A 25,353-nucleotide genomic window follows, 5' to 3' on the forward strand; every position below is an offset into this window, starting at 1 on the left:
GGCGCAGGCGGCGAAGGCGCGAGGGCAGCGCGGGGCGAAGCGACAGCCTGAAGGCGGAGCGATGAGATCGGGCGGCGCGCCGGGGAGGAACTCCGGCTGCGCCGCCTCTTTCAATTTCGGGATGCTGGCGATGAGCCGCTCCGTGTATGGGTGCTTGGGCCGCAGGAGGACCGCATCGGCTGGGCCGGATTCGACGTGCTCGCCGCCATAGGCGACGACGATGCGGTCGCAGAGGTCGCTGGCGAGGGCGATATCGTGGGTGATGAAGAGCATCGTGAGACCCTGGTCGCGCTTGAGGGCCTTGAGGAGGTTCATCACCTGGGCCTGGACGCTCACATCAAGGGCCGAGGTCGGCTCGTCCAGGATGAGGAGCTTGGGGGACATGACGAGGGCCATGGCGATGGCGACGCGCTGTTTCATGCCGCCGCTGAGCTCGTGGGGATAGCGGTCCAGGACTTCCTTGGGCAAGCCCACCATCTCCAGAAGGCTCTGGGCGCGCGCCAGGGCCGCCTCCTTGGTCATCAGCCTCTCCAGGAGAGGGCGCTCGATGACCTGCCTGCCGATGCGCATCACGGGGTTCAGGGTGTTGAGCGCGCCCTGGGGCACCATGGCGATCTCGCGCCAGCGGACGCTCTTACGGAAGGCTTCCTTATCGAGCTGCATAAGGTCGCGCCCATCCAGGATGACCTGGCCTGTGTAGGCGGCGATGTTGGCAGGCAGGAGGCGCATGATGGCGGCGGCGAGGCTGGTCTTGCCGCTGCCTGATTCGCCGACGACGGCGACGGCCTCGCCCGTTTGCTCGATGGCGAAGGAGACGCGGTCCACGGCGCGCACGGGGCCCTTGGGCGTGGCGTAGTGGAGCGTGAGCTCGCGGACGTCAAGGAAGGGCATAGAGCTCTCCCTTGCGACCCTCTCCAGAGAGGCGAGGGGGAAGAAGGCAGGGATGTGCGCGGAGGGCGGACATCATCTGACCTTTCGCAGGCGGGGGTTGACTACAGGCTCAAGGCCAAGGGCGATGAGCATGAAGGTGACGGCGGTGATGATGATGAGGACGCCGGGGGGGATGACCCACCACCAGTAGGCCAGGTAGACGGCGCCGGTGCGGAAGCCGTTCTCCAATATCTGGCCCCAGGTGGGGATGGAGGGATCGCCGAGGCCGAGGAAGCTGAGGCCCGCTTCGGCGAGGATGGCGGCAGGGACGAGGAAGATGAGCTGGGAGATGATGAAGGGGGCCATCTGGGGGAAGATGTGGCGGTACATGATGCGCCACTTGGACGCGCCCATGGCGATGGAGGACTCGATGAGCTGGCCGGAGCGTATCTGGAGGACCATGGAGCGCAGGAGGATGGTGAGGCCGGGCCAGCTGAAGGCGACGAGGAAGAGGAGGATAAGGTAGAGGTGGGAGCCGACGATGAAGACGAAGAAGATGAGGAGCGGCAGGAGCGGCACATTGTTGACGATATCGGCGAAGCGCTGGATGACCATATCCGTCTTGCCGCCGACATAGCCGCCCAGGATGCCGAGCCCCGCGCCGATGAGGGTGGTCATGACTGCGGCGATGATGCCGATGATGAGGGCGACGGGGAGGCCGAAGATGAGGCCCTGGGCGAGATCGCGGCCCTGGCCATCCGTGCCCATGAGGCCGAAGGTGGTGCCGCCGACGACGAAGCGGGAGAAGTCCACCGAATCTCGCCCGTCATACAGGGTGGCCTTGACGATGAGCTCGTAGCGGCCCTTCAGCAAGGCGATCTCGCCGGGCTTGCTTTCCGAGGGCTTGCCGAAGAGGGCGCGGTTCATGACCTGGCGCAGGTCGCTGGAGCGGATGTCCGCGCCGTAGGTGTCCAGGTACATCTCGCGGAGGGCGTCTACGGCGGCAGGCTCGCTGGTGAGGGCGACGCGCAGCGGCTCGTCCTTGAAGCGGCTATAGGGCGCCGATTCGCCGTCCCTGGGGCCGCGCACGGCTTCGCGGTTGAGGGCGGCCTCCGAGCCATCGGGCCGCAGGATATGGACGGAGAGCGTGGGCGGGCGCTCGTGGAAGGTGACGCCGCCGATGGACACGGAGAGGAACTTGGGCGGCTTGTGCGCGGGGAAGCTGTAGGGCATCACGTAGCTCCGCACCTCCAAGCCATCGGAGGCTTCGACCTTCCCGGGGCGCTCGGCCTTGAGCTTTTCGTGCCGGAGCTGGTCGTTGCCGGTGAAGATGTTGGACCAGGCGGGAGGCGCGGACTTTGGGTTATCGGCCCAGACGGCGGGGTTGCTCCACTTGGCCTTGCCGAAATCGGTAGGGAAGGTGGCGATGGCGACGATGGAGACGACGACCAGAACGGCGAGGGCAAACGTCCCGATCCTGCCGGGCCACGTGGCCAGGAACTCGCGAAGCATCTCCCGCCTGCTCATGTGTACCTCACGCGCGGATCCAGGAAGACGTAGAGGACTTCCAGGATGAAGCGGGCGGCAACGTAGAGGAGGGTGAAGACGAAGGTGAGGGCGACGATGACGGACTCATCGGGGGAGCCGGAGACGGCTTCGAAGTAGAGGCGGCCCATGCCGTTCCAGTTGAAGATGGTCTCCACCAGGATGGAGCCGCTGAGGGAGCCTGCGAGGCCAAGGATAAGGCCGGTGACGATGGGCGGCGCGGCGACACGCAGGATGTGCCGGCGTTCGACGACGCTATCGGGCAGGCCCTTGGCGCGCGCCAGCATGACGTGGTCTTCCTGGGCGACGTTCATGGTCAGGGTGCGGACGCCGTAGATATAGGGGCCGACGCTGACGAGCACCAGGGTAAGGACAGGCAGGACGGCATGTTTCACCAGGTCCAGGAACCGGGGGAAGCCATCGGCAGGCGGCGGCGTGCTGTACATGCCGCCGGAGGGGAGAAGGTTCAGCTTGAAGGCAAAGATAAGGATGAGGAGGATGCCGACCCACCAGGTGGGCATGGCGAAGGAGACGGCGGAGAAATAGGAGACGGCCCGATCGGCCTTGCTGCCGACGCGGGTGGCGAGCCGCGGTCCCACGAGGAGGCCGATGACGGCGGTAATGACGAGGCTGGTGGTGAGGAGCAAGGCCGTGTTGGGCAAGCGATCGAGGACGATATCGGAGACGCGGCGGCTGCCGTCGAAGCTCTTGAGAGTGCGCGCTTCGCCCAGGTCCAGCTTGACAACGCGGAAGACGGTATCCGGGAGGCGTCGCACCCATCTCTGGTCCAAGTCATAGAACTCCACCAGCTCTTGGCGTCGCACTTCGATGGTGCGCTCCAGTTCGTCCGGGTCGCGGATGGTCTGGGAGAGGCTCTGGCGGAGGCCGCGCACCTCTTCGCTGACGACGGCGTTGAGGAGCCTATCCGAGAAGCCGGTGGCTCCCAGGGTGATGACGAGGAGCAGGAGGACGGCGAAGAGGACGAAGACGAGGGTTAGCGCGCGTATGGCCAGCGGTCTGATAAGGGACATGGCGCTCCAATGATACGCAACTGGGGAACCCCGTCCAGTATCGGGACAGGGTTCCCCAGTTCAAGGCTACCGGATGTGCGGCTGTCCGCGGGCGTGCCGCTTACGACGTTATCTCCAGGTTAACGCGCCGCTCGCTGAGGCTGGCGATGTCATCGCTGATGAGGGCCAGGGAGAGCTGGTAGACGCCGGTGGCCAGGCTTCCTGTGGTGGCGGCATCCAGGCGCACAGTGAATCGCGTGGCGCTTACGGCCTCGGCGTTGCCCGATCTCACGACTTTGCTGGTGGCCGGATCGAAGAGGACGTATTGCATGGAGAGCTTGCCTGGGCCGACGACGTCCGCCGTCACTTCGCCCGGTCGGCCTTTGCCGATCCTGGCTTGGGAGACGCGCTGGATTTCCAGGCGCGGCGGCTCCCCGCGATACCAATCGCCGGGCTTGAAGGGGTAGGTGGGATCGCGGAAGGCGTTGAGCTCGGCGAACTGGGCAGGCGGGTCGTAGCGGTTCAGGAAGAAGGGGCCGTTGCCGATGACCAGGTGGCCGTACTTGGCGTACCAATCGATGTCCGCCTGGAGGCGCGCGGCGGCCTCTTGGGGGCTGACGAGGGAGCGGCCGCCGATGGTGAAGACGCCCTCAGGCAGGGGCGCGGAGCCGCGGGACTGGATCTCGCGGAGGGCGCGCTCCACAAGGCCTGCATCGCGGCGGATGGCGAGGCTGATCCACGGGACGTTGAAGCGCGCGGAGGCGGTATCGCTATAGGCGGCGCGGCGCTGGGTGAAGACGAGCTCGTCCATGGCGTAGAGGAGCTCCCAGGGCATGGCAAGGCCCGAGGGCACGGCGTAGGAGCCGATCTGGGCCTGGTCGAAGTGCCAGAAGTCCACGTAGACCTCGATGCGGTTGCCGTCCAGGATGCGGAAGCCGCGGAAGGTGTCCAGGTAGGGTCGCGAAGTGGCGCCGAGGGCGAATTCGATGCGGGCCTTGTCCGGGTCGTAGGCGAGCTCAAAGCCCTGGGCGATGGAGTACATGAGGTCGGCCATGGTGATCTGCTGGCCGTTGTGCCACTTGGAGCTGAAGAACTTGGAATAGTCGTAGACGACCTTGCTGGTGGCCTGGCCGCCGCCGCCCAAAGGCTCCCAACGATTCGCGGACGCGTTCCATTTCACGGCATCGGCCGGGACGGCGAGCTTGCCGGAGGGGCCTGCGGTCTCCACGTTGAAGGAGGCGCGGAAGGCGGTGGGCTGGCCGGTGAAGGGGTCGTTGATGAGGGTGGGGTCGGCGATGTTGCGCCAGATGTCGGCGCTGTAGAGGTCGCCGAAGCCGCCGACGGGGTTCCATGTGGTGCGCTCGGTCCAGACCCACAGACTGCCGAGGGTCAGCTCGTCCTTGCCGGGGATGTAGGCTTCGCGGATGCTCTGGCCGCCCTTGGGCCCGGCGACGATATCTTCCGTGATGCCTTGAATCTTATCGTTAAGGGGGAAGCTGTTATTGACGGTGACGACCCAGGCGCGGACGGACTCATCAAGGGCGATGCGCGTCATGCGGCGGTAGATATCGTTGCGCTCATCGGCAGAGGTGAACTTGCCGGTGAAGAGGCTCTGGCCGATATCGTCCAGCTCCCGATTCTCGTACTGCCAGAAGCCGGCTTCGCGCCAGCCGGGCATGTTGCCCTGCCAGGGAGCGGCGAAGTTATTGATGGATGCGTAGTCATACCGCTGAGGAGCGCCGCGGCTCCAGCCTTCCGTGTAGAGGTGCCATTCAAAGGCGACGGGATCGGAGGAGTAGACGGCCTGGACGGCGGGGGCGAATTGCTGGTAGCTGGGGGAGACGGTGAAGCCGACCTCTTCCAGCTTGGCGCGGATCTGGTCGCCCACCTGGCGGCGCTCATCTTCCACGCGGATGATGAACTTGATGCGGATAGGCTGGCCGCGGAAGGACCACTTGCCGCCGACGAGCTCGGCGCCGGCCTGGCGCATCTCGCGCTCGATCATGCGCTTGGCGAGATCGGGGTCGTAGCGGTAGTCGGAGGCTTTGACGGTCTCAAAGATGGTGGCGTAATCGAAGTCCGTGGGGCTCAGGTGCGTGAGCATGGGTTGGGCCTGGCCCTGGTAGATATCGTTGGCGATGAAGTTGCGGTCTATGAGGTACTGGACGGCCTGGCGGACGCCCTTGATGGAGAAGGGGTTGAGCTGGTTTCCAGGAGCGGGCGCTGGATTCATGACGATGGAGACGGTGGTGGAGGGCGCCTCCTCCAGGCGAACGCCGGAGGCGCTGCGCAGGGCGCGCGCGCCGTCCGTCTTGAGGCTGAAGAGGTAGAAGTCCATCTGTCCCGCTTGGAAGTCCAGAGGCGCGCGCTCGACGGCGAAGGACTTGAAGAAGACCTTTTCCGCCGCAGGGCCGGGCTTGTTGTGGGGGGCCTTGTAGGCCGCGGGCTGCGACGTGGGCGAGGTTCTGGTGGGCTGCGCGCCGCCTGTGGTGGGGGTGGCCTTTTCGCCGTCACCGCCGCCGCTGGAGCAGGCGGAGACGACGAGGATGAGGGCGATCGCGAGCGCGAGGCCTTTGCTGATGGTGAGCATCTTCATGGTGCGCCCTCCTGTGCTAGGAACGTTTGGCCACCCGCAGGGTCACCCAGGAGCCGACGACGGCGGCAATGAGGGACCCCGAGAAGGTGGCGACTAGGATAACCCACCAGGGGGTGCCTTCGGAACCGCCGCCTTGGGAGACGGCGCCGCCGGAAGAGACTCCGCCTGTGGAGAGATCGGTGATCTGTTTGGCGATGGACTGCTGCTGGGTGCGGATATCGCCGAAGCCGAACTCGGTGAAGTAGGAGGTGGCGGCGACGTTGCCGGAATCGTCCACGATGCGGATGGTCTGTGCGCCCTGGCCGGAGACGGGCATGAAGGCGCGGGCGGTGAAGCGGCCATCGGCGTTGGTGCGCTCCGTTTGGACCGTGACGCCGCCGACCTGAACGAAGACAAGGAGATCGGGCTGGAGGTTGAAGCCCTGGATGGTGATCTCCTGGCCGCCGGGGCCTGCAGGCGGGCTGATGAAGACCTCCGGCGAGGGGATGGACTTGCGGCGGGCGAAGCCGATCTTCTGGTTGACGCCGCCGAACTCGCCGAGGCGCTGGTCCGACCAGACGAGGTAGGCGTCCTTATCCGTGGCGGCGATGGCGAAGTAATCACCGATGAAGCGGCCTTTGGGGAAGCCTTTGTTGGGGTTGGAGGCGAAGTCCGTGACGCGGGTGTCTTCCCTGCGGATGTTCAGCTCGCGGGACTCAAAGCCCCAGGTGCGGCCGCCATCCTCCGAGCGGGTGTAATAGATGTGGTAGCGCAGGCCGATGCGGTCATCCCGCGTATCTCCCCACATGACGTGGATGACGCCGTTGGGGTCTGTGGCGATGGCCGGGAAGAACTGGGTGCCGATGCCGATATCGCCGCCCAAGGTGACGGGCTGGGACCAGGTATCGCCCTTGTTGGTGGAGCGGATGAAGTAGAGGTCGCCATCGTCACCCGGCTTGTTCGGGTTGAGGGCAGTGTAGGCGAGGTAGACTTCGCCGTTCTTGCCGATGGCCATCTTGGGAAAGATGGAGGCCCAGTAGCGGAAGAAGGCGCGCCTGGGGGCGAAGCCGATCTCGCGGAAGATGGAGGCGCGGATGGGGTTGGTGAAGCGGCGGCCGCCATCATCCGAGCGAGTGATGTAGATCTCGCCCGCGCCTTTCTGGGACTCATCGTTCGTGCTATCGAACCAAGCGACGTAGACGGTGCCATCGGGTCCGATGCCGGGGACGGGGCCCTGCACCACGCGCTTCAGCTGGGTGGTCTCTCCGGCGACGCCGGGAGTGGGCCTATCGCCCGCGATATCGCGCACCACGGGACTGACGTTGAGCGGCGCGGACCAGGTGCGACCGCCATCCTCCGAACGCACCAGTTGGATGACGCTCTGCACCTCTTCCACCGCGATGTCCGGCACCTCATCAATATAGACGACACGCCCGATGATGGTGAACGTGGTGAAGGTGATGACGATGGAGTCTTTGGAGGGGTCCGCCTTGCTGGGGCCGATGGCCATCCAAGGTTTATCCAGGAAGGAGAGGCGGACGTTGCCGCGGATGCGCTGATCGCGATCGGTGCGCAGCTCCGTGCTGATGCCGCTGCGGGCGGTGGAGATGGATTCGCCCCAGTTGATACCGCCATCCGTGGAGGCGGCGATGCCGATGCTGGAGACCTCCGTAGCAAGGACGAAGGGGCCGACGTTGAAGTCCTCTATGCCGATGGAGATGAAGGCGTAGAAGAGCTTGCCATTGCGGTCGAAGGCGAGGACAGGGTCACCGCCGGTTCCTTCGTCTTCACGGATAAAGGGGACCAGGTAGGGGCCTTCCCATGTTTCGCCCGCATCGAAGCTGATATAGGAGGAGACGGAGGGAAAGTTGTAGTCTATGGTGCCGACGACGAGGTGGTTGGGGTCCTTGGGGTTCACGGCGATGTGGGGCTCGTTCTGGAGCGGCGAGTTGCTGAAATCGCGGGTGATGAGGAGATTGCGGCTGAAGGCGGGAGCCGGGTCGCGGAAGGGGACTAGGACGCCGCCCGCCTGCGCGGCAGGGGCGCCTTGGACGGAGCTGAAGGAGGGGCGGTCTTTCTCTCGGCCTTGATCGCCTAGGGGGCCGCGAGGGTCTTGGCCGGACATGCGGAGCCACATGGCGCTGGAGAGGGAGCGACCGGCGAAGTCTTTACGCATGTTGCTGAGGAGGTTCGTTACCTCAACCTCGCCGCCTTCGCTTTCGGCGGCGGCGGGCGCAGGGATAAGGAAGACGGCCAAGGAGCTTGCGAGCAGGATGACGATGGCCGTGATGGATGCCACGCGCATGCTGGACGTCCTCTTGGGGTTGGTGTTAAGCGTTGGCATGGGCCTCCCTACTGTGCTGCGCGGCGTAGTGTCACCCCAGGCGGGCGATCTGTTCGAGGCGGTTACTGGCGATGAGCAGGAACGAGCTCCAGAAGTCGGTGATGGCGGACTCGAAGTTGTTGGCGCCGGTGAGGAGGAAGCTCAACTGGGCTTCTAGGGCGGAGGTGAAATCGGTCTCTACCCAATCGTAATAGGCGGGCAGGGCGCGGGTGACCCGGTCAACCTTTGCCACGAGAGAGGCGTCTGAGCGGCCTGCAACCGATTTGATGAGGTTCCACTGGGCTATCGCATCCGGGCGCTCATCCGGAACGCCCTTGCGGCGCTCAAGGAGAAGGACTCGATCGGCATCCAGGGCGTTCTTGAAGGCGCCGAGACTGGCGACCCTCTCGGTGGATTCAGCGAGCTTTTTGACCTGGAGATCGAGGTTTGCGAACTCCTTGGTCCTGGAGTCAAGCCTGGACTGGAGGGCGGCGACTTCTTCGCGAAGCTTGTTCAGCTGGATGGTGGTCTGCTCGTTGCCGCGGGCGAGCTCGCTCGCGCGGGCCTGGGCGCGGGCCAGGTCGGCCTGGACCTGGCCGAGTTTGGCGGCCTGCTCACGGCGCGCGGCCTCGGCGGCGTTGGCGTTGTTGCGCTCGACGACGAAGCCGATGACGATGCCTGCGCCTACTGCCGCCGCAAGGGCGACCATTGGGACAATGAGCTTGGCTCTTGAGCGAGACTGAACGGTTTGGCTCACAGGTGGGCTAGGGCCTTGCCTTTCAAGGAGGCTCACTATAACTGGGGGCGCCAGCCAGTGACAAGAGGCGGCACCCGGTTTGCTAGGTAAGTAAACGAAGGCATCAAGGCTTTGGCTCTCCCAAAAGACAGTTGGCACACTGTATAGCCCAAGATTCTTGGGAAAGGATTAGGAGCGGCGGCGAAATCCTTGACATATGCAGCCGTTGTTCTTTATCGTATCGGACACGGTGCTCACAGGGTGCATGTCACCGGAGGCTAAGCCAACCTATGGATAATGACCGCGAGCTACTCAAAGGCAGCACGGACTCGCTGTTGCTGGCGCTACTGACGGAACAGGCGATGTACGGCTATCAGTTGGTGAAGGAGCTGGAGCGCCGAAGCCAGGGCTATTTCCAGTTCCGAGAGGGGACGCTCTACCCGGCGCTGCACCGCCTTGAGAAGGACGGGCTCATCGCAGGGAAGTGGCAGCCTTCGCCCGTGGGGAAGGACCGGCGCTACTATTCGATCACCGATGCCGGACACGCCGCCCTGCAAGCCCGCCTGACCCAGTGGCGCGGGTTCTCCAAAGCCGTATCCCAGGTACTTGTTCCGAGCGGCATCTAAGAGGCGCAGGAACCCATGGTTCCCGAACTCGTGCGCTATCTGGAAGACCTGAGCCTGCATCTGCGCCTCAACCCGCTACGGGAGCGGCAGGTAATCCGCGAGATGTACACGCACCTGGAGGACCGGGTGCGTGATCTTGAAGAGGCCGGGCGCAGCCGGGACCTGGCCGTGGCGGAGGCGACGAGCAAGTTCGGGACGCCGGTAGCGGTTGCCCAAGAGTTGAGCCACGTCCATTCGGACCGCTCCTGGGGGAATGCCCTCCTTGCCGCGGCGCCATACGCGGGAATCTTTCTCCTCTTCGCGCTTCACGCATGGCAGTCGTTGCCTTGGGTGTGCGTCTTCCTCTCCGTAAGCGTGGTGATGACGCTCATCGGCTGGTGGCGCGGGAAGCCGCAGTGGATGTACCCCTGGGCTGGGTTCGCCCTGCTGATCCCGATGGTCACCGGCATCATCGCGATAGGGGCCGTGTGGAAGGACGGGAACGCCTACCTGAACGGCGACCCGGCCAAGGTGCCGGGCTGGGCGCTCCTCGGCCTGCTCATCTACATTCCCTTCAGCCTGTGGATGCTGATCTCCGTCATGATCAAAGTCATCAGGTTTGACTGGCTGATGGCATCGCTGATGCTGCTGCCATTCCCCATCCTGACGCGCTGGATGCTTTCGCTACAGTTCGAAGGGAGCGCCCTGGCCTACAACCGCACGGCCTTCAACCCGGAGGCCGACCTGGTGGTGGCCTTGGTCTTCCTGGTGCTGGCGGCCCTCCCGGTGCTCTTTGTGCGTATCCAGCAGCGGCCGGTGAAGATCGGTGCGCTGATCCTGGTGACGCCCCCGAGCTTCATCGTGGCGGCCTATAACACGCCCGGCAAGTCCGAGTTCTGGGCACTGGCCCTCTTCGCGCTGCTGGCCCTTGTGGTCTTGATGCTACCGGCCCTTCTGGACCGCCGGGTGGGACGCGGCAGCAGCGGCTATAGGTCCAACCGGGCGCGCTGGGCGGAGCAGATTCTTTCCGATGCGTAAAGGTTCCCCCTCTTTGCCGTACATTCCCCTGCCTTGGGATATAGACTCCCGGCTGCAATCCATTATCATTGCCACGTATGCGTAGAAAACGGTTGAGACGCCGCCACACCTCCACTTCCCTGGCGAGGGCCTGATGCACTCCAGGGAAGCACTGACTAGAGATTTCCTCGCGCTCGGTGTTCAGCCCGGCGATGTTGTGATGCTTCATGCCTCCGTGCGGGCCATCGGGGAGATCACCGGAGGGCCCGATCAGATCCACCTGGCGCTCAAGGACGCCCTCACGCCGGAGGGCACGCTGATGATGTACGCCAGCTGCCCCCGCTACTACGACGAGGTGGGCCGCGGGAGATTGAGCGCAGCGCTGGAGCGGGATCTTCTGGAGACCCTCCCGGCCTTTGAGGCGCAATCTGCGCGTTCCGCTCCGGAGAACGGCGCGATGGTGGAGCTCTTCCGCACTTATCCCGGCTCCACCGTGAACGACCACGTTGTGCGCTTCGTCTTTTGGGGCAGGCACTCCACCCATCTCCGTTTGCCGCAGCCGTGGGACTTCGCCTTCGGCAAGGGATCGGCGCTTGAGCGATTCCTGGAGCTCGACGGCAAGATCCTCCTGCTGGGCTGTGACCACGATAATTCCACATTCCTCCACTATGTGGAGCATATCCTGGACGTGCCTGGGAAGCGCATCGCCCGCTATCGTGTGCCGGTCAAGGATGGCGGCAGGCGGGTCTGGCGCGAGATGGCGGAGTACGATACGGCAGATGCGGGGGCCCACCCCAACTGGCCGCCGCGCTTCTTCGCCAAGCTGGCGGATTCCTATATGGCGCAGAAGGGGAACTACGGCGGATCCATCGGCGAGGCGCAGGCCTACCTCTTCCCAGCGCGGGAGCTGATGGAGTTCGCGCTGCCTATCATGAAGGCGGTAGCGGCCGACCCACACGCCGCCGACGGCCTGCGCGAACGTCCGAAAGAAGTGAGCCGCGCCATAGACTAACGCTTGGGCACAAATGCGGGGTGCGGTCTCCAGCCATCCCTGTTCCTCCGTTGGTATAATGTCGCCGCATGTTAGACGCAACCCTCAGCGCCGATGTTGACCGCATCGAACGCGCGCTTACCCACAGTCCCGCCATCGCGCGCCCGTTCCTGTTGATGTTGAGCGGGCTACCCGGCACAGGCAAATCCACCCAGGCAAAGAAGCTCGCCGAGCGGCTTTCGGCAACCATCATCGAATCGGACGATATCCGCCGTAAACTCTTCGCCGCGCCAGCCTTCACGGACGTTGAGAGCAGCTACGTCTTCCAGGTCTGCTACCTGGTGATGGAGCGCTTGCTGAAGAAGGGTGTCCCTATCGTCTTTGACGCGACGAACCGGCTGGAGCGGCACCGCCAGCAAGTCTATGACATCGCAGAGGCGTGCAAGGCTGACCTGCACATCGTGCATGTGGACGCGCCGCAGGCCATCGTGCGGGAGCGGCTGGAGCGGCGGCTCAAGAAGCCGGGCATCAAGTCCCAGGCGGTGGCTGACTGGAAGGTCTATGTGCGCATGCGACGCGATGTAGAGCGCATCGGCAGGCCGCACATGAGCATCAACACCGCGAAGGAGACGGATGCGGCCATCGAGAAAGTCGTCGCCGCCGTCAAACAAAAGATGAGCGCTGAAGAGAGGAAATAGCCCGTGGAGATCACCGTAACCATCCAAGATGTCACCAAGGTCAAGAGCGATGCGCTGCTGATCAACCTTTTTGAGGGTGTGAAGCAACCCGGCGGCGCAACCGGGGCTGTTGACCGGGCATTGGGCGGGGCGATTTCAAAACTCATCGAATCGGGGGAGATAAAGGGCAAGCGCGGCGAGATGACTACGGTGCACGTTTTTGGACAGATCCCCGCCAGCCGGGTGATGGTCCTTGGCCTGGGGAAGCGCGAGGAGTTCACGAGGGACATCATCCGTCGAGGCATGGCAGAGGCCGCTCGAGCGATACGCGGCATGGGCGTCAAGCGGTTCGCCACTATCCTGCACGGCGGAGGGATCGCCGGGCTGGATGCGGAGGCGTGCGCCCAGGCTATCGCGGAAGGGGCGACTCTGGGCCTCTACACATTCAAGAAGCTCGGGAAGGCGGCGAACGATAGCCCACAGGTACAGGCCATCGAGATCGTGGAGGGCGATAAGGCGAAAATCGCCGCCATCAAGAGGGGGATCGAGGCCGGGAAGGCGATTGCGGAGAGTGTCTGCCTTGCGCGCGATATGGCAAACATGCCCGCCAACATGATGACGCCCACGGACATCGCGGCCCAGGCGCAGAAGGTGGCGAAGGAGACGGGGCTGGCCATCACCATCTTCGATCAAAAAGAGATGGAGAAGATGGGCATGGGCGCGATCCTGGGCGTTTCCAAAGGAAGCGCGCAGCCGCCCAAATTCATCGTCCTCCGGTACACAGGAGACAGGGCGAACCCGAAAAGAGTCATCGGGCTTGTAGGCAAGGGCGTCAGCTTTGATACGGGAGGCATCTCGCTCAAGCCCGCCGATGGCATGGGGTGGATGAAGACCGATATGTCGGGCGCGGCGACGGTGATCGGGGCGATACGGGCCATCGCGCTGCTGAAGCCGAAGGTGAATGTGACGGCGCTCGCCCCCTGCGCGGAGAACATGCCATCGGGCACGGCGCAGAAGCCGGGCGATGTGCTGACGGTGATGAACGGGAAGACGGTGGAGGTGGACAACACAGATGCCGAAGGACGGCTTTTGCTGGCCGATGCGCTGAGCTACGGCAACCAGATCGGCCTGGCACCGATGATTGACGTGGCGACGCTGACGGGGGCGATCAAGACGACGTTCGGCGGCATCACCACAGGCGTCTTCACGAACGACCAAGCGGTGTGCGATAGGGTGCTGAAGGCCGCCGCGACGGCAGGCGAAAAGGCCTGGCAGTTGCCGATGCACGATGAGTACAAAGAGCAGAACAAGAGCGACGTGGCCGATATTAAGAACAGCGGCGGCGCGGGCGCGGGCTCCATCACGGCGGCGCTCTTCCTGGCGGAGTTCGCGGGGAAGACGCCGTGGGTGCACCTGGACATCGCGGGGACGGGACGGACGGATTCGACGAAGGGCTACATCATCAAGGGCTCCACAGGGGTGCCTGTGCGGACGTTGGTCCAGTTCGTTCTGGCTTCGGCGAAGTAGGCGACGCGATTTTTTGCACAGGTTGTGCACAATCGTTTACGGTCAAGATGGTTTAGACATAAAGGCCGGGACTGGCCTTACATAAGCACTTCTGTTCTAACAGAATCGCGACTCTTCTGGACCTATTCCCCAAGGGCCACTGCTGGTTCTAAACCGTGTCTATTTCTCGATATAAACATGCAACGAAATAGCTGAAATCGCTTGCGTGTAAACGATTGCCGGTGTTAGAATCCCTGTTACCGAAGTACCGAATCGCGCCTACCCTATCTTTGTCTTTTGGAAGGTGGAGGACTATGGCACGCATCCCCGAATCCGACTGGAAGTTCCTGACCAACCACGCGCTGGTGCTGAGCTGGATCACGCAGCACCCGCAGACGACGGCCCGCGAGACGGCGATCGCGATCGGCATCACGGAGCGGACGGCGCTGAAGATTATCGGCGAGCTGGACGCCTCCGGTTACATCACGCGCCGCCGCCGTGGCCGCCGAAACGTCTACCGCGTGAACCCGAATCTGCCGATGCGCGAGGAGACGCAGAAGAATGTGATGGTTGGCGATCTGCTCGGCGTCATCGCGCCCAAGCGGGCGAAGCGCAACGTCGCGTAATAGACCGATCCGCAAACTGAATAGTCTGGTGACTGAGGGGGCCTGCACAGGCCCCCTCAGTCTATTTCTCGGCACTCCTTTGCTCCAGGAGTGGCAGGATGCTATAATCGGGTGCGTGTGGTGGGCGTGGCCAAGTGGTCAAGGCGCCAGGTTGTGGCCCTGGAGATCGTGGGTTCGACCCCCATCGCCCACCCCATTTTCTTTTTTGCGCCCGTAGCTCAACGGATAGAGCATCAGTCTTCGGAACTGAGGGTTCAGGGTTCAAGTCCCTGCGGGCGTACCACTCATGAACGGGCTCACAAGAGGGCTTTGCTTGTGAGTCGTTTGCCCAGTGTACCAGGCAGACCAGAATGCAACGGCTAGAGCACTCCGGTGCGGCACCGGAGTCCCTCGGAAGGGACAGATTCGCACAGATCGGCGGAGTGTCCGGCCGAAGCGGAGGCTGAGGACGGGTGAGTGGAAGGGGGACGTAACACAGGCAGCGTCTACTTGAAGCCGTAGAGCCGGGCGGCATTGCCCCAGACGAGCTTGAGCTCATCGGCCCTTGGGGTGCGGGCCATGTGCTCAGCGATGATGTTGTGGGAGTTGGGCCAGGTGCTACCGCCGTGTGGAAAATCGCTGGACCACATGAGGGAGTCCGGGCCGATAATCTCGCGGGCGACGACGGCGGCGCGATCCATGATGAAGGTGTAGCCGACGTTGCCGCGGAGGATCTCGCTGGGCACGCGGTCGCAGAGGATGTCGCGTTTTTTTCGTTTGTAGCCGTGCAGGTGGTAGAAGTAATCGAGGCGCTCAAGGAATGCGGCGGCCCACCCCGCTTCACTTTCGACGCTAACCACTTTTAACTTGGGGAAGCGGTCAAAGACCCCGGAATAGACCATCGCCGCGAGGACGCGCTGGATGTGGACGGCGTAGACGATGAAATCTATGCGGGTGCGGTTCCGCGGCCCGCGGCCCGTGCCGGTGTGCATGTTGATGGGCATCCCGAGCTCTTGAGCGGCGGCCCAGATGGGGTCGTATTTGGGCAACTGGTATTCGCTCTGCTCCATGCCGATCATCCCGCCGACGAGCCCGAGCTTCTTGCAACGGTAGAGCTCTCGCACCGCTCCTTCGATATCATCCACGGAGATCATCCCGATGCCTTTGTAGCGGTCAGGGTGGCGCTGGCAGAAACCAGCGAGCCAATCGTTATAGGCAGCAAAGAGGGCCTTCTGCAGTTCGATATCGGCGACCATGAAGAGGCGGAGTCCCACCGTTGGGTAGAGGACTTCGCCGGAGATGCCATCCTTCTCCAGGTCCTTCAGGCGCTCATCGGGGTCGTAGCCGCCGGGGAGGATATCCACACCGTAACGGCCGGCAGTCTGGGAGGAGAGGAAGTCGCGGTTGACGCCGACGAGGTCAGTGATAGCGGGGAGAACGGCCTCAGCACAGACCCACCGGTCAGTCTCAGGCGAGCGGACCACGCGAGGGGCGCGCTCCTGGAATCTCGCGTCAAGGCGAGTGACCCACAGGTCCGGCGGCTCGATGATATGCGAGTCGGCAGAGATCGCCTTGGAGGCCATGGGCGCTGCTAGGAGGCTTTTGCCTGCAGGGCCTTCTCCGCCGCGTAGTCCTTGGGCGGGACGGGCAGGCGCGCGGGGCCGCCTTCCCTTGAGGGGAGGATGATGGTGGCGCGGGCTGGGGTGGTCGTTTCGCCGCGCTGGCTTTCGGCCCAGAAATCGAGCTTGACGCAGTAGTGGTCGCCTTCCTTGAACTTCTCGGCGACCTTGCCCTTATACCACTGAGTATCGCCGTGGTAGTTGAACTTGCGCATCTCGCATTCGATCTTCCAGAGCCAAGCATCGTCGCCGGCCCAATTGGTGGCGTAGTTCATGGCCCACTGGCAGCGCATCATGCCGTAATCGTAGGACATGGGGGTGCCGACCTTTTTTGCCCAATCTTCTTCCCAGTGCATGCGCTGGACGGCTTCCGGGTAGCCGTACTTGCCGGGGACGTAAAAGCGGGGCATGCGCTTCTTATTGAAGTAGTTCATCTTGCCCGGGTTGATGCCGAAGCCGCCCCAGCCGATGGCGATATGGAAGCCGATGATATCCACCAGAGTAAGCGGCCCGCGCACCATCGTGGGAAGCTCCTCGCCGACAACGACGTCCTCCCAGTAGCGAGGGGTCGCACCGCGGACGTACTCGGCCTCATAAGCCTCGTCTATCTTCTTGATATCTTCCTCGGTGTATTTGGCCTGGCTAATTTCGACGTACTTGCCCTTTTTGGCGGCGGTGCCGCGCTCGGCGTGGATCATGAGGTAGCGGTAGACGCCCACATCTTCGCCGCGGGTGTTCCAGTAGGAGGTGGCGTGTTTGATGAGGAGTGACTTGTTGGCGAACTCGCTCTGCTTTTCGATGACGTCCGAGACATAGGAGCGCTTGAAGAGCTCATCGCCCGGGTAGATGGGGCGGAAGAACTCGAACTCGAAGCCGGATTGGTACATGCCGATGCCGCGTAGGGCGCCCCTGGTTTTCGCCTTCAGCTCCGGATCGAGGGTGCCGGAGCGGTCATAGCCCATGGTGATGATGAACATGGGCGGGGCGATAACGTTACCCCAGCGGGTGTTCTTGGCGTAATCAGGATTGGCGTAGAGGGGGTTATTATCGCCGCAGTTGTTGAGGTAGCGGCGGAAGTCGTTGGCCATGGCCACGGGGTTCCAGGTAGGGTCGTTGTTCTGCTCCGGCTGGTTGACGAGCATGCGCATCTTGGCGACGTCTTCGGGCGTGATCTTGGCATCAACGTCCGGGTTAGGAGTTTGTGTGGTCACGGGCGTCTCCTTGTTCGCGGTTGGGCGGGACGGCCTAAGGCCGTTCCCTACCCGGGTTATTTCGGCTGGGCGGGCTGGGGTGGCGCGGGGTTCACCAGGTCTTTGCCGATGGTCTGGGGGAAGAGGAGGGCGATCTCTTCAAAGGTCCAGCGACCGCCCTTTTTCATGTTGCGGTACATGGTTGGATTGCTGAGGAGGGAGATCATGCCGGCCTGGACCCAGAGGAACTGGCCGTTGATATTCTTGGCGGCGTCCGTGCAGAGGAAGACGACGGCAGGGGCGACATCTTCCGGGAGGCGCTTGGGCCAGGGGATTTCCCTGGCGGCCTGGGTGGTGGAGATGCCGGCCCGCTCGCGGGCCTGCATGGCGGATTCGGGGATAGCGGTCATGCGCGTTTCAGCGACGGGGGCGATACCGTTGACGGTGACGCCGTACTTGCCAAGATCGAGGGCGGCGCCGCGGATGAACCCGGCGATGCCGTCCTTGGCGGCGCCGTAGTTGACCTGGCCGACGTTGCCGAAGAGGCCGGAGGTGGAGGTGAAGCCGATGATGCGGCCGTTGCGCTGCTGGCGGAAGACCATGGAGGCGAAGCGGCTGACGGTGAAGAAGCCCTTGAGGTGGACCTGGATGACGGCATCGAACTCCTGCTCCGTCATGTTAAAGACCATGCGGTCGCGGATGATGCCTGCGGTGTGGACGAGGATATCGAGGCGGCCGAACTTTTCGACGGCCGTCTTGACGATGGCTTCCCCGCCCTGCATGGTGGTGACGGAGTCATAGCTGGCGACGGCGTGGCCGCCCTTGGCCTTGATCTCCTCGACGACCTTATCGGCAGGGCCGTGGGCCGCGCCGGCGCCATCGAGGGCGGCGCCGATATCGTTGACGACGACCTTGGCGCCCTGTTCGGCGAGGGCGATACAAACGGCGCGGCCGAGGCCGCCTGCGCCGCCCGTGACGATGGCGACTTTATCTTTCAGCAGGTTTGGCATGGCGGTTCCTTACTTGGCCTCCTGGGCAGGCGCGGGGTTGACGATGCCCTGGGCGAGGGTCTGGGGAACGACTTCCACAAGCTCCTCAGCCGTCCACCGGCCGGGCTTCCAGATGGTCTTGACCGCGCGGGGCGGCGAGACGACGGCTATCTCATTGCCTGCGGAGTAGATGACCTGGCCGTTGACGTTGGCCGCAAGGTCGCTGGCGAGGTAACAGACGGCGGGGGCCACATCTTCCGGCATCATCCTGTCTATGCTCGTTTCGAAGCCGGAGCGTATGCCCTTTTCGGCCTGGAGAGCCAGGGACTTCTTCACATCCTCCGTCATGGTCATGCGAGTGGCGGCCAGAGGGGCCATGGCGTTGACGGTGACGCCGTAGCGGCCAAGGTCGTAGGCGGCGCACTTGGTGATGCCGGTGATGGCGGATTTGGCGGCGGCATAGTTGGTCTGGCCGATGTTGCCGAAGAGGCCGGTGCTGGAGGTGAAGGTGATGATGCGGCCGCTGCGCTGCTGGCGCATCACCATGGATGCGGCCTTGACGCAGGCGAAGGTGCCTTTGACGTGGACGGCGATGACGGAGTCGAACTCCTGCTCGCTCATGTTGAAGAGCATGCGGTCGCGGAGGATGCCGGCGCAGGTGACCATGATATCGAGCTTGCCGAAGTTCTCTAGGGCGGTCTTCACGATGGCCTCGGCACCCTGGACGGAGGTGACGCTTTCATAATTTGGGACGGCGTGGCCGCCCTTGGCCTTGATCTCATCCACGACTTTCTGCGCGGCAGTCTGGGATGAGCCGGAGCCGTCTACGGAACCGCCGAGATCGTTGACGACGATGCTTGCGCCTTGCTCTGACATCGCGAGGGCGATGGCACGTCCGAGTCCGCCGCCGCCGCCGGTGATCGCGGCGACTTTACCTTTCAGCCATTCAGCCACTGTGACCTCCAGAATGTGTGGGGATGAAAAGAGGAAACGCCAGATGTGCAGGGGTGCTCTGAAGCGCGGCGAGTATACCTAAGTTACATAGGCACTGTCAACGGAAATGGACAGGCAGACGTGCGTTTTACCGGAGAGCGATGACGGGGAAAAGACGGTCTGCTATGACTACGGAGATGAGGATGGAGGCTGGAGCCGCGCTCGCAAAGAGACGGGTTCACGCGTTCGCGTGGTCTTCAGCCCCATCCATACGGTGGATGAACTTGTAGAGGAAGGCCCCGAAGAGGGCGCCAAGGATGGGGCCGAGCCAGTAGACCCACTGGTCTGCGAAGTAGCCGCTGACGAGGGACGGGCCGAAGGAGCGCGCCGGGTTCATGGAGGCGCCGGTGATGGGACCGGCGTAGGTGGCCTCCAGGGCGACGACGGCCCCAATGGCGATGGCGGCGTTGCTCTTGATGATGCGCGCATCAGTGGCGACAGCCATGATGACGAACATGAGGATGGTTGTCAGGAAGAACTCGATGATGAAGGCTTGCGACGCGGTGTCACGGGGGAGGGTTGCGCCGAGCTGCCGCACATCGCCGAAGAGGCCGAGGACGATGGCGCCGGCGGCGCAAGCCCCGGCGAGCTGGGCGATCCAGTAGGGAAGGATATCGCGCTTGGGGAAGTGCCGCGTGAGGGCGAAGGCGAGGGTGACGGCAGGGTTGATGTGCGCCCCCGAGATATGGCCTGTGGCGATGATGACGGCCATGACGATAAGGCCGAAGGTAAGGCCGATGCCCAGGTTGCCGACGGTGCCGCCGGTCACCACGTCTATGACGATGGCGCCGGTGCCGACGAAGACGAGGATGAAGGTGCCGACGAATTCGGTGAAGTAGCGATTGAGATCTTTCCGGTTAAGCCAGGAGGCGAGCATCGTTCTACTTTCTAGCGGATGGCTTGAATTTGGGGATAGAGAGGCCAGGAGCCACATCATCGAAGGTGACTTCAAGGCTCATGCCTATGCGAAGATCTTCATTCCTGCAGCCGACGATGTTGGAGAAGACGAAGGGGCCCTCTTCCGTTTCGACGACTGCGACATTGTACGGTATATCGGTCTCGAATCCAGGGTGGAGCGTGCGATGGAGGATGGTGTAGGTGTGGAGCTTGCCCCGCCCGCCGGCCTCCGTCCAGACCATCGCAGTATCGCCGTGGGTGGTGCAGAGGCTGGAAGGCCAGTAGAAGGTGTTGCAGACGGCGCACTTGTGCAAGACGAACTTATGCTTGGCGGCGGCCTCCCAGAACGGCGTATCAAGGCCGTCCAGGGCGACTTCGTCAGGCCGGGGCTTGGTGTATCGGTTGTGGTCAGGCATAAAGGCTACCTCCGCAGGATCAACGTCGAGTGCGCCCAGGTGTTCTGCACCCCGGCGTTGCCGCCGTGGCCGGAGACCAGGGCGATCTCAGCGTCTTTCACTTGGGTCTTGCTAGCATCGCTCCGGACTTGGCGCACCGCCTCCGCCAGCGGCGTGAAGCCCTGGCGGTAGTAGCCGGAAAGCTGGCCGCCGCCGGTGTTCGTGGGGATGGCGCCGGTGAGCCTTGTCCGGCCCTCGGCCACAAAGGGGCCGCCTTCACCGGGTTTACAGAAGCCGTAGCTTTCCAGCTGCATGATGACCAGGATGCTGAAGCCGTCATAGAACTGGGCGGTATCAATATCCTTGACGGTGATGCCGGCCGTTTTGAGCGCGGCATCCCGGGCGACGCCGATATCGAGTTCATCATAGAGCTTTTTATCATGCCAGTGGCGGATGTTGTGGCCGACCCCCGCGCCCATGATGTAGACAGGCTTGCGCCTGAGCTGTTTGGCGCGCTCGGCTGAGGTGACGATGAGGGCGATGGCGCCATCGGCATCGCGGGTGCAATCGTAGCGGCGGAGGGGGTCGGCAATCATGGGAGCGGCGAGGTATTCGGCCATGGTGAGGGGTTTGTTGTGGTCAACGGCGTCCGGGCGCAGGTTGGCGTAGGCGCGCTGGGTGAGGGCGACTGCGCCCATCTGCTCGGCGGTGGTGCCGTAGAGGTGCATATGGCGCCTGGCGTTGAGGGCCACGCTAGCGACGGCGCTGTAGAGTCCCCACATTTGGCCGATGCCGTAGCGCGTAGAGCCGGTGCGGTGCCTATCGCTCTTGGTGCGCCCGCCATCAAAGCAGAGGACCGTGCGGGCGAGGCCCGAGGTGATGAGGCTACAGGCGGTCATCACCATGACGTTCGCCGTCGCGCCGCCCGTCTCCATGCCCAAATGGACCTTGGGCGTCAGGCCCAGGTAGTGGCAATCGGCGATGGCGGGGTAGTTCTCCGGGTAGTAGAGGAAGCCATCAATATCGGCGCGTTGGATGCCCGCATCTTCTATGGCAAGGCTGATGGCCCAGTTTGCGATCTGCCGTACGGAGAGGTGAGGAAGACTGCCCTGGGTGGTGACGCCAAGGCCGGCGATGGCGCAGCTATCGTGATAGGGGTGTGCGGCCACGCTGGGGATGCTCCTATTTCTTGCCAGACTTCGCGGGGCGACGCTTATGGTACCGCAAGGCGCTTCCAAGGACTTCCCCTGTGTGCTCGCCCACCAGCGGGGGGCGGCGGGAAATGCGCCAGGGCGCGGCGGGCAGGGAGAAGGGCGCACCCGGATAGAGCACCGTTCTGCCCAGTTCTTGGTGGCGCACGGGGATGAAGAAGTCGTTCGCCTTGTAGTGCGGGTCTTCGAACAGGTCATGTGGGGCCATGATGCGCCCGCAGACGATGCCGCGCTTCTGCGCCTCCTCAAAGACCCATTGAGCGGGATGCAGGGCGCAGAACTCCCGGATGCGCTGGTCTATGAGATAGGCGTCCGTCTCGCGCTCCACCGGATCCCAATAGCGCGGGTCTTTGAGGTCCTCTGCGAGGCCGTCCGGCTCCAGCCAATCGAGCCAGGTCTGCCACAGCTTCTTCATGTCCTGGTACATGTACACCCCGGAGCCGATGCCGGGCATCATGTAGAGGTAGCCCTTGTCCGCGCAGCGGTACGTGTTGGAGGGGACAGGGTAGATGGTGGCGTAGCGCCCCCTGCCGCGGTAGACGCGCTTTTTGCCGTAGAGGTAGTAGTGCAGCGAGCTCTCCGTGGTGCAGCAGAGGGCGTCATGGATGGAGCAATCAAGGTAATCGCCTGTGCCGTGCTGCTCACGCCAGACGAGGGCCGCCGTCGCCGCGATGTAGGCGTAGTTGCAGCCAGTGTGCCAGGCCTGGTAATCGCCGGGGCGGATGGGCGGGATGGGCGGGTCATAGCCGCAGTTATCCATGAGACCGCCTATGGCGATGCTGACCAGTTCCGTGGTCTTCCAGCGGGCGTAGGGCCCAGTCTGGCCGAAGGGCGTGATGGCGACCATAATGAGGCGCGGGTTCAGCTTGCTGAGCTTGGTGTAATCCAGGCCGATGCGCTTGAGATAGCCCGGCTCCGTGCCTTCGATAAGCAGATCGGCCTTGGCGGCCAGGGCGGCAAAGGCTTCGCGCCCACCGGGTGAGGCAAGGTCCATCGTGACCGACTGCTTGCCCGTGTTGTACTGCCAGAAGAAGAGGCTGCGATCCGCGCCGGGCGTATCATCCACAAAGGGGCCGATGCTCCGGCTAGGGCAGCCGCCCGGCGGCTCGATGAGCACCACGTCCGCGCCGCTATCGGCGAAGAGCTTGCCGCAGAGGTGAACCTTCTCATCGGCCAGCTCCAGGACGCGCAGGCCGTTCCAGACGCCGGGAGGCGCGTTCGACCGCTTGCCAGGCATCAGATGACCCCCGCCTTCTCATAGGCTTCGACCGAGGAGGAGGGCATGCCGAGGATGCTCTTGTAGACTTCGTCATTGAATTCGCGCATGGGGGTGGAGGAGTAGAGGGGTCCGGCCTGCTGTTTCGCGAATTTCACGGGCAGATCCGGAACCAGGCCGGAGCCCATCGTTGGATGTTCCAGAGACCTGAAGAGGTTGCGGTGCTTGAACTGCGGATCGCGTTCGACGCGGTCTTCCCCGTTCTGCACCACGCCGGCGGGGATGCCCGCGGCCTGGAGGCGCTCCATCAAGGTGTAGCGGTCAAACCGGCGCGTCCACTCGCCGACGAGGGAATCCAGCGTGTCTTGGTTCTCGGCTCGCGACTCGCCGGTTGCGAACTTGGGGTCCTTTGCCCAGGATGGGTTGCCCATCTCTTTGCACAGCGCGTGCCACTGGGCATCGTTCATGACGCTGATGGCGCACCATCGGTCATCGCCCTCACACGGGTATGCGCCATAAGGAGCGGCGGGCTGATACTTGGAGCGATTGCCGGCCACAAAGGCGTTGCGCTTGTTGACCGCGTAGTCCAAGAGCGATGGGCCGGTGAGGGTCGCGGCGCAGAAGACCTGCGAGAGGTCTATCCACTGTCCCTTCCCTGTCCTGCGGCGGTGATAGACGGCTTGGATGGCCGCCATGGCGGCATAGTAGCCGGAGGTGTGATCCATATAGGAGAAGCCCCAGCCGGAGGGTTCTTCGCTGGGGAGGCCGCCGAGGAAGGTGAGGCCGGAGAGGGCCTGGACGATGGGCCCAAGCGTGCGGTAGCTGCTGTATGGGCCGATGCGCCCGGTGCCGGGCATGGAGATGTAGATGAGGTCAGGACGGAGCTTGCGCATCTCCGGGTAGGTGAGGCCCCAGGAGGGCAGGACTTTTGGCGTGAAGTTTTCTATGACGATGTCAGAGACGGAGATGAGTTCCCTGGCGATATCCCTGCCGCGCGGGTCTTGCATATTGAGGGTGACGCTCATCTTGCTATGGTATTCCACAGCCCAGGCGCCGCCGACCCCGGGGCCGAACTGGCCGCCGATGGAGCGGGAGGCGTGGGGCTTGAGGCTTTCGATCTTCACCACTTCAGCGCCGAATTCGGCGAGGAGGACGGTGGCCTGCGCCCCTGCGTGCCACCAGGTGAAGTCTGTGACGCGGATGCCGTCCAACGCGTAACCCCTGGTGGAGGGGCGGGCCGGGGGCTGAGGGCGCGTTGTCATCAGAGCCCCATGGCCTGCGCGGCGCGCTCTTTGAAGTGGCGCACCTCGCCCAGGGAGATTTCCCAGAACTTGGCGTGGCGGGCGTAGAGGTGCATATCGTGCTCTGCGATGAAGGCCACGCCGGCGAAGACTTCGTGCGCGGCGCGGATGCCGTCTCTAGCGGCGATGGAGGCGTAGGCCTTGGCCAACGCCACCTCCCGCTCATGGGGCAGGCCTGCATCTATGGCCCAGGCGGCCTGGGCGGTCATGAGCGACGCCGTGTGGGCGGCGACGGCGGCATCGGCCGCCAGCCACTGGACGCCCTGGAACTTGCCGATGGGCTGGCCGAACTGGACGCGGGTCCGCGCGTAGTCCACGGCCATCTCCAGGGCGCGGGCGCAGGCGCCTGTGAGCTGGGCGCATCGGAGGACGGCGGCGCGGTCCAGGACTGCCTGGACGGTCTTCCACCCCATGCCAGGCTGGCCGATTAGGCTTCCGGGCGCGGCGTGGACGTTTTCAAAGGACACCGTGTAGAGACGCTGGCTGGTGATGTTCGGGCGCTCAGTCACGGACATGCCGGGGCGTTCTGCGGCTAGATCGAAGAGCGCGAGCTGATGCGTGCCTTCGACCTTTGCGAGGCAGAGGCAGGCCTCGGCGGAATCGCCGAAGGTCACCATATCCGCCGTGCCGTTGAGCGTCCAGCCCGTATCCGTCCGACGGGTGCGCATGCCCGCGCTATCCGGTCCGGGGGGCAGCCCCGGCTTGGGAAGAAGGGGTGTGATAACCAGGTCGCCCTTGGCGATGGCGGGGAGGAGGCGCTTCCGCTGTTCCTGGGCGGCGAATGCCTGGATGAGGCCGCCGCAGATGACGACGGTTTCAAGATGGGGCGAAGGCAGAAGGGCGCGGCCGAACTCTTCATATAGGGCGGCGAGGTCTACGATAGAGCCATCGCCGCCGCCGACATCGGCGCGGAAGGGAAGGCCGAGCCAGCCGAGAGAGGCGAGCTGTTTCCAGAGGGCATGATCGTATCCGGTGGTGGTCTCCAGCGCTGCGCGCACCTTCGCCATCGGCGCTTCCTTAGATAGGAAGTCGCGAGCGGCCTGCTTCAGCATCTTCTGCTCTTGGGAGTAGCCTAAGTCCAT

At 63.8% G+C, this 25,353-nt stretch carries 22 protein-coding genes and 2 tRNA genes; 8 read left to right on the top strand and 16 right to left on the bottom strand.

Going from position 1 to position 25,353, the window contains the following annotated elements; all coding sequences use genetic code 11:
* The 6 genes from FJ039_04685 to FJ039_04710 all read right to left on the bottom strand — a co-directional run.
* Positions 1 to 891: ABC transporter ATP-binding protein (locus FJ039_04685; protein ID MBM4405469.1), on the bottom strand; the 891-nt coding region annotated here is incomplete at its 3' end.
* Positions 892 to 963: 72 nt separating this feature from the next.
* On the bottom strand, positions 964 to 2,397 hold the full coding sequence (locus FJ039_04690) for an ABC transporter permease (GenBank protein ID MBM4405470.1): 1,434 nt from the start codon (positions 2,395 to 2,397) through the stop codon (positions 964 to 966).
* Positions 2,394 to 3,446: an ABC transporter permease gene (locus tag FJ039_04695; GenBank protein ID MBM4405471.1), complete on the bottom strand. Its 1,053-nt coding sequence runs from the start codon at positions 3,444 to 3,446 to the stop codon at positions 2,394 to 2,396. Before FJ039_04695 ends, FJ039_04690 begins: the two co-directional genes overlap by 4 nt.
* A gap of 100 nt (positions 3,447 to 3,546) precedes the next feature.
* Entirely contained in the window at positions 3,547 to 6,015 is a 2,469-nt protein-coding gene (locus FJ039_04700) for a hypothetical protein (GenBank protein MBM4405472.1), read from the bottom strand.
* Positions 6,016 to 6,037: 22 nt separating this feature from the next.
* Positions 6,038 to 8,344: a hypothetical protein gene (locus FJ039_04705; GenBank protein MBM4405473.1), complete on the bottom strand. Its 2,307-nt coding sequence runs from the start codon at positions 8,342 to 8,344 to the stop codon at positions 6,038 to 6,040.
* A 31-nt stretch (positions 8,345 to 8,375) separates the two neighbouring features.
* Positions 8,376 to 9,032, bottom strand: a complete 657-nt coding sequence (locus FJ039_04710; GenBank protein MBM4405474.1) for a hypothetical protein — start codon at positions 9,030 to 9,032, stop codon at positions 8,376 to 8,378.
* A 317-nt stretch (positions 9,033 to 9,349) separates the two neighbouring features.
* On the opposite strand from FJ039_04710, the gene FJ039_04715 reads away from it, so the two are divergent.
* From FJ039_04715 to FJ039_04750, 8 genes are all read left to right on the top strand, one after another.
* Positions 9,350 to 9,685 (top strand): helix-turn-helix transcriptional regulator, encoded by a 336-nt coding sequence (locus FJ039_04715; protein ID MBM4405475.1) that lies wholly within the window; start codon positions 9,350 to 9,352, stop codon positions 9,683 to 9,685.
* A gap of 15 nt (positions 9,686 to 9,700) precedes the next feature.
* The gene (locus tag FJ039_04720; protein MBM4405476.1) at positions 9,701 to 10,702 is read left to right on the top strand and encodes a hypothetical protein; all 1,002 of its coding nucleotides are present in this window, start codon (positions 9,701 to 9,703) and stop codon (positions 10,700 to 10,702) included.
* 133 nt (positions 10,703 to 10,835) lie between these two features.
* Positions 10,836 to 11,693: an AAC(3) family N-acetyltransferase gene (locus tag FJ039_04725; GenBank protein MBM4405477.1), complete on the top strand. Its 858-nt coding sequence runs from the start codon at positions 10,836 to 10,838 to the stop codon at positions 11,691 to 11,693.
* 68 nt (positions 11,694 to 11,761) lie between these two features.
* On the top strand, positions 11,762 to 12,370 hold the full coding sequence (locus FJ039_04730) for an ATP-binding protein (GenBank protein ID MBM4405478.1): 609 nt from the start codon (positions 11,762 to 11,764) through the stop codon (positions 12,368 to 12,370).
* 3 nt (positions 12,371 to 12,373) lie between these two features.
* Positions 12,374 to 13,876: a leucyl aminopeptidase gene (locus FJ039_04735; GenBank protein MBM4405479.1), complete on the top strand. Its 1,503-nt coding sequence runs from the start codon at positions 12,374 to 12,376 to the stop codon at positions 13,874 to 13,876.
* Positions 13,877 to 14,169: 293 nt separating this feature from the next.
* Positions 14,170 to 14,481, top strand: coding sequence for a transcriptional regulator (locus FJ039_04740; GenBank protein ID MBM4405480.1), 312 nt, complete (start codon positions 14,170 to 14,172; stop codon positions 14,479 to 14,481).
* 120 nt (positions 14,482 to 14,601) lie between these two features.
* Positions 14,602 to 14,677: transfer RNA gene (locus tag FJ039_04745), tRNA-His, on the top strand.
* Positions 14,678 to 14,688: 11 nt separating this feature from the next.
* Positions 14,689 to 14,764, top strand: a tRNA-Arg gene (locus FJ039_04750).
* A gap of 202 nt (positions 14,765 to 14,966) precedes the next feature.
* Here FJ039_04750 and FJ039_04755 read toward each other — a convergent pair.
* The 10 genes from FJ039_04755 to FJ039_04800 all read right to left on the bottom strand — a co-directional run bounded on the left by FJ039_04755 (position 14,967) and on the right by FJ039_04800 (position 25,353).
* The gene (locus tag FJ039_04755; GenBank protein MBM4405481.1) at positions 14,967 to 16,043 is read right to left on the bottom strand and encodes an amidohydrolase; all 1,077 of its coding nucleotides are present in this window, start codon (positions 16,041 to 16,043) and stop codon (positions 14,967 to 14,969) included.
* Positions 16,044 to 16,051: 8 nt separating this feature from the next.
* On the bottom strand, positions 16,052 to 17,290 hold the full coding sequence (locus FJ039_04760; GenBank protein MBM4405482.1) for an acyl dehydratase: 1,239 nt from the start codon (positions 17,288 to 17,290) through the stop codon (positions 16,052 to 16,054).
* A 56-nt stretch (positions 17,291 to 17,346) separates the two neighbouring features.
* Positions 17,347 to 18,279, bottom strand: a complete 933-nt coding sequence (locus tag FJ039_04765; GenBank protein ID MBM4405483.1) for an SDR family oxidoreductase — start codon at positions 18,277 to 18,279, stop codon at positions 17,347 to 17,349.
* A 9-nt stretch (positions 18,280 to 18,288) separates the two neighbouring features.
* Positions 18,289 to 19,212: an SDR family oxidoreductase gene (locus tag FJ039_04770; GenBank protein MBM4405484.1), complete on the bottom strand. Its 924-nt coding sequence runs from the start codon at positions 19,210 to 19,212 to the stop codon at positions 18,289 to 18,291.
* A gap of 217 nt (positions 19,213 to 19,429) precedes the next feature.
* Entirely contained in the window at positions 19,430 to 20,128 is a 699-nt protein-coding gene (locus FJ039_04775; protein MBM4405485.1) for an MIP family channel protein, read from the bottom strand.
* Between the two features lie 4 nt (positions 20,129 to 20,132).
* Positions 20,133 to 20,564, bottom strand: a complete 432-nt coding sequence (locus FJ039_04780) for a hypothetical protein (GenBank protein MBM4405486.1) — start codon at positions 20,562 to 20,564, stop codon at positions 20,133 to 20,135.
* 5 nt (positions 20,565 to 20,569) lie between these two features.
* Complete coding sequence (locus FJ039_04785; GenBank protein ID MBM4405487.1) at positions 20,570 to 21,712, bottom strand: thiolase family protein; 1,143 nt, start codon at positions 21,710 to 21,712, stop codon at positions 20,570 to 20,572.
* 13 nt (positions 21,713 to 21,725) lie between these two features.
* Positions 21,726 to 22,991: a hypothetical protein gene (locus FJ039_04790; GenBank protein ID MBM4405488.1), complete on the bottom strand. Its 1,266-nt coding sequence runs from the start codon at positions 22,989 to 22,991 to the stop codon at positions 21,726 to 21,728.
* The gene (locus tag FJ039_04795; GenBank protein MBM4405489.1) at positions 22,991 to 24,232 is read right to left on the bottom strand and encodes a CoA transferase; all 1,242 of its coding nucleotides are present in this window, start codon (positions 24,230 to 24,232) and stop codon (positions 22,991 to 22,993) included. The genes FJ039_04790 and FJ039_04795 overlap by 1 nt, the downstream gene beginning before the upstream one ends.
* Positions 24,232 to 25,353, bottom strand: coding sequence for an acyl-CoA dehydrogenase (locus FJ039_04800; GenBank protein ID MBM4405490.1), 1,122 nt, complete (start codon positions 25,351 to 25,353; stop codon positions 24,232 to 24,234). Before FJ039_04800 ends, FJ039_04795 begins: the two co-directional genes overlap by 1 nt.

This window comes from Chloroflexota bacterium, assembly GCA_016875535.1.
Classification (GTDB): Bacteria; Chloroflexota; Dehalococcoidia; order SHYB01; family SHYB01; genus VGPF01.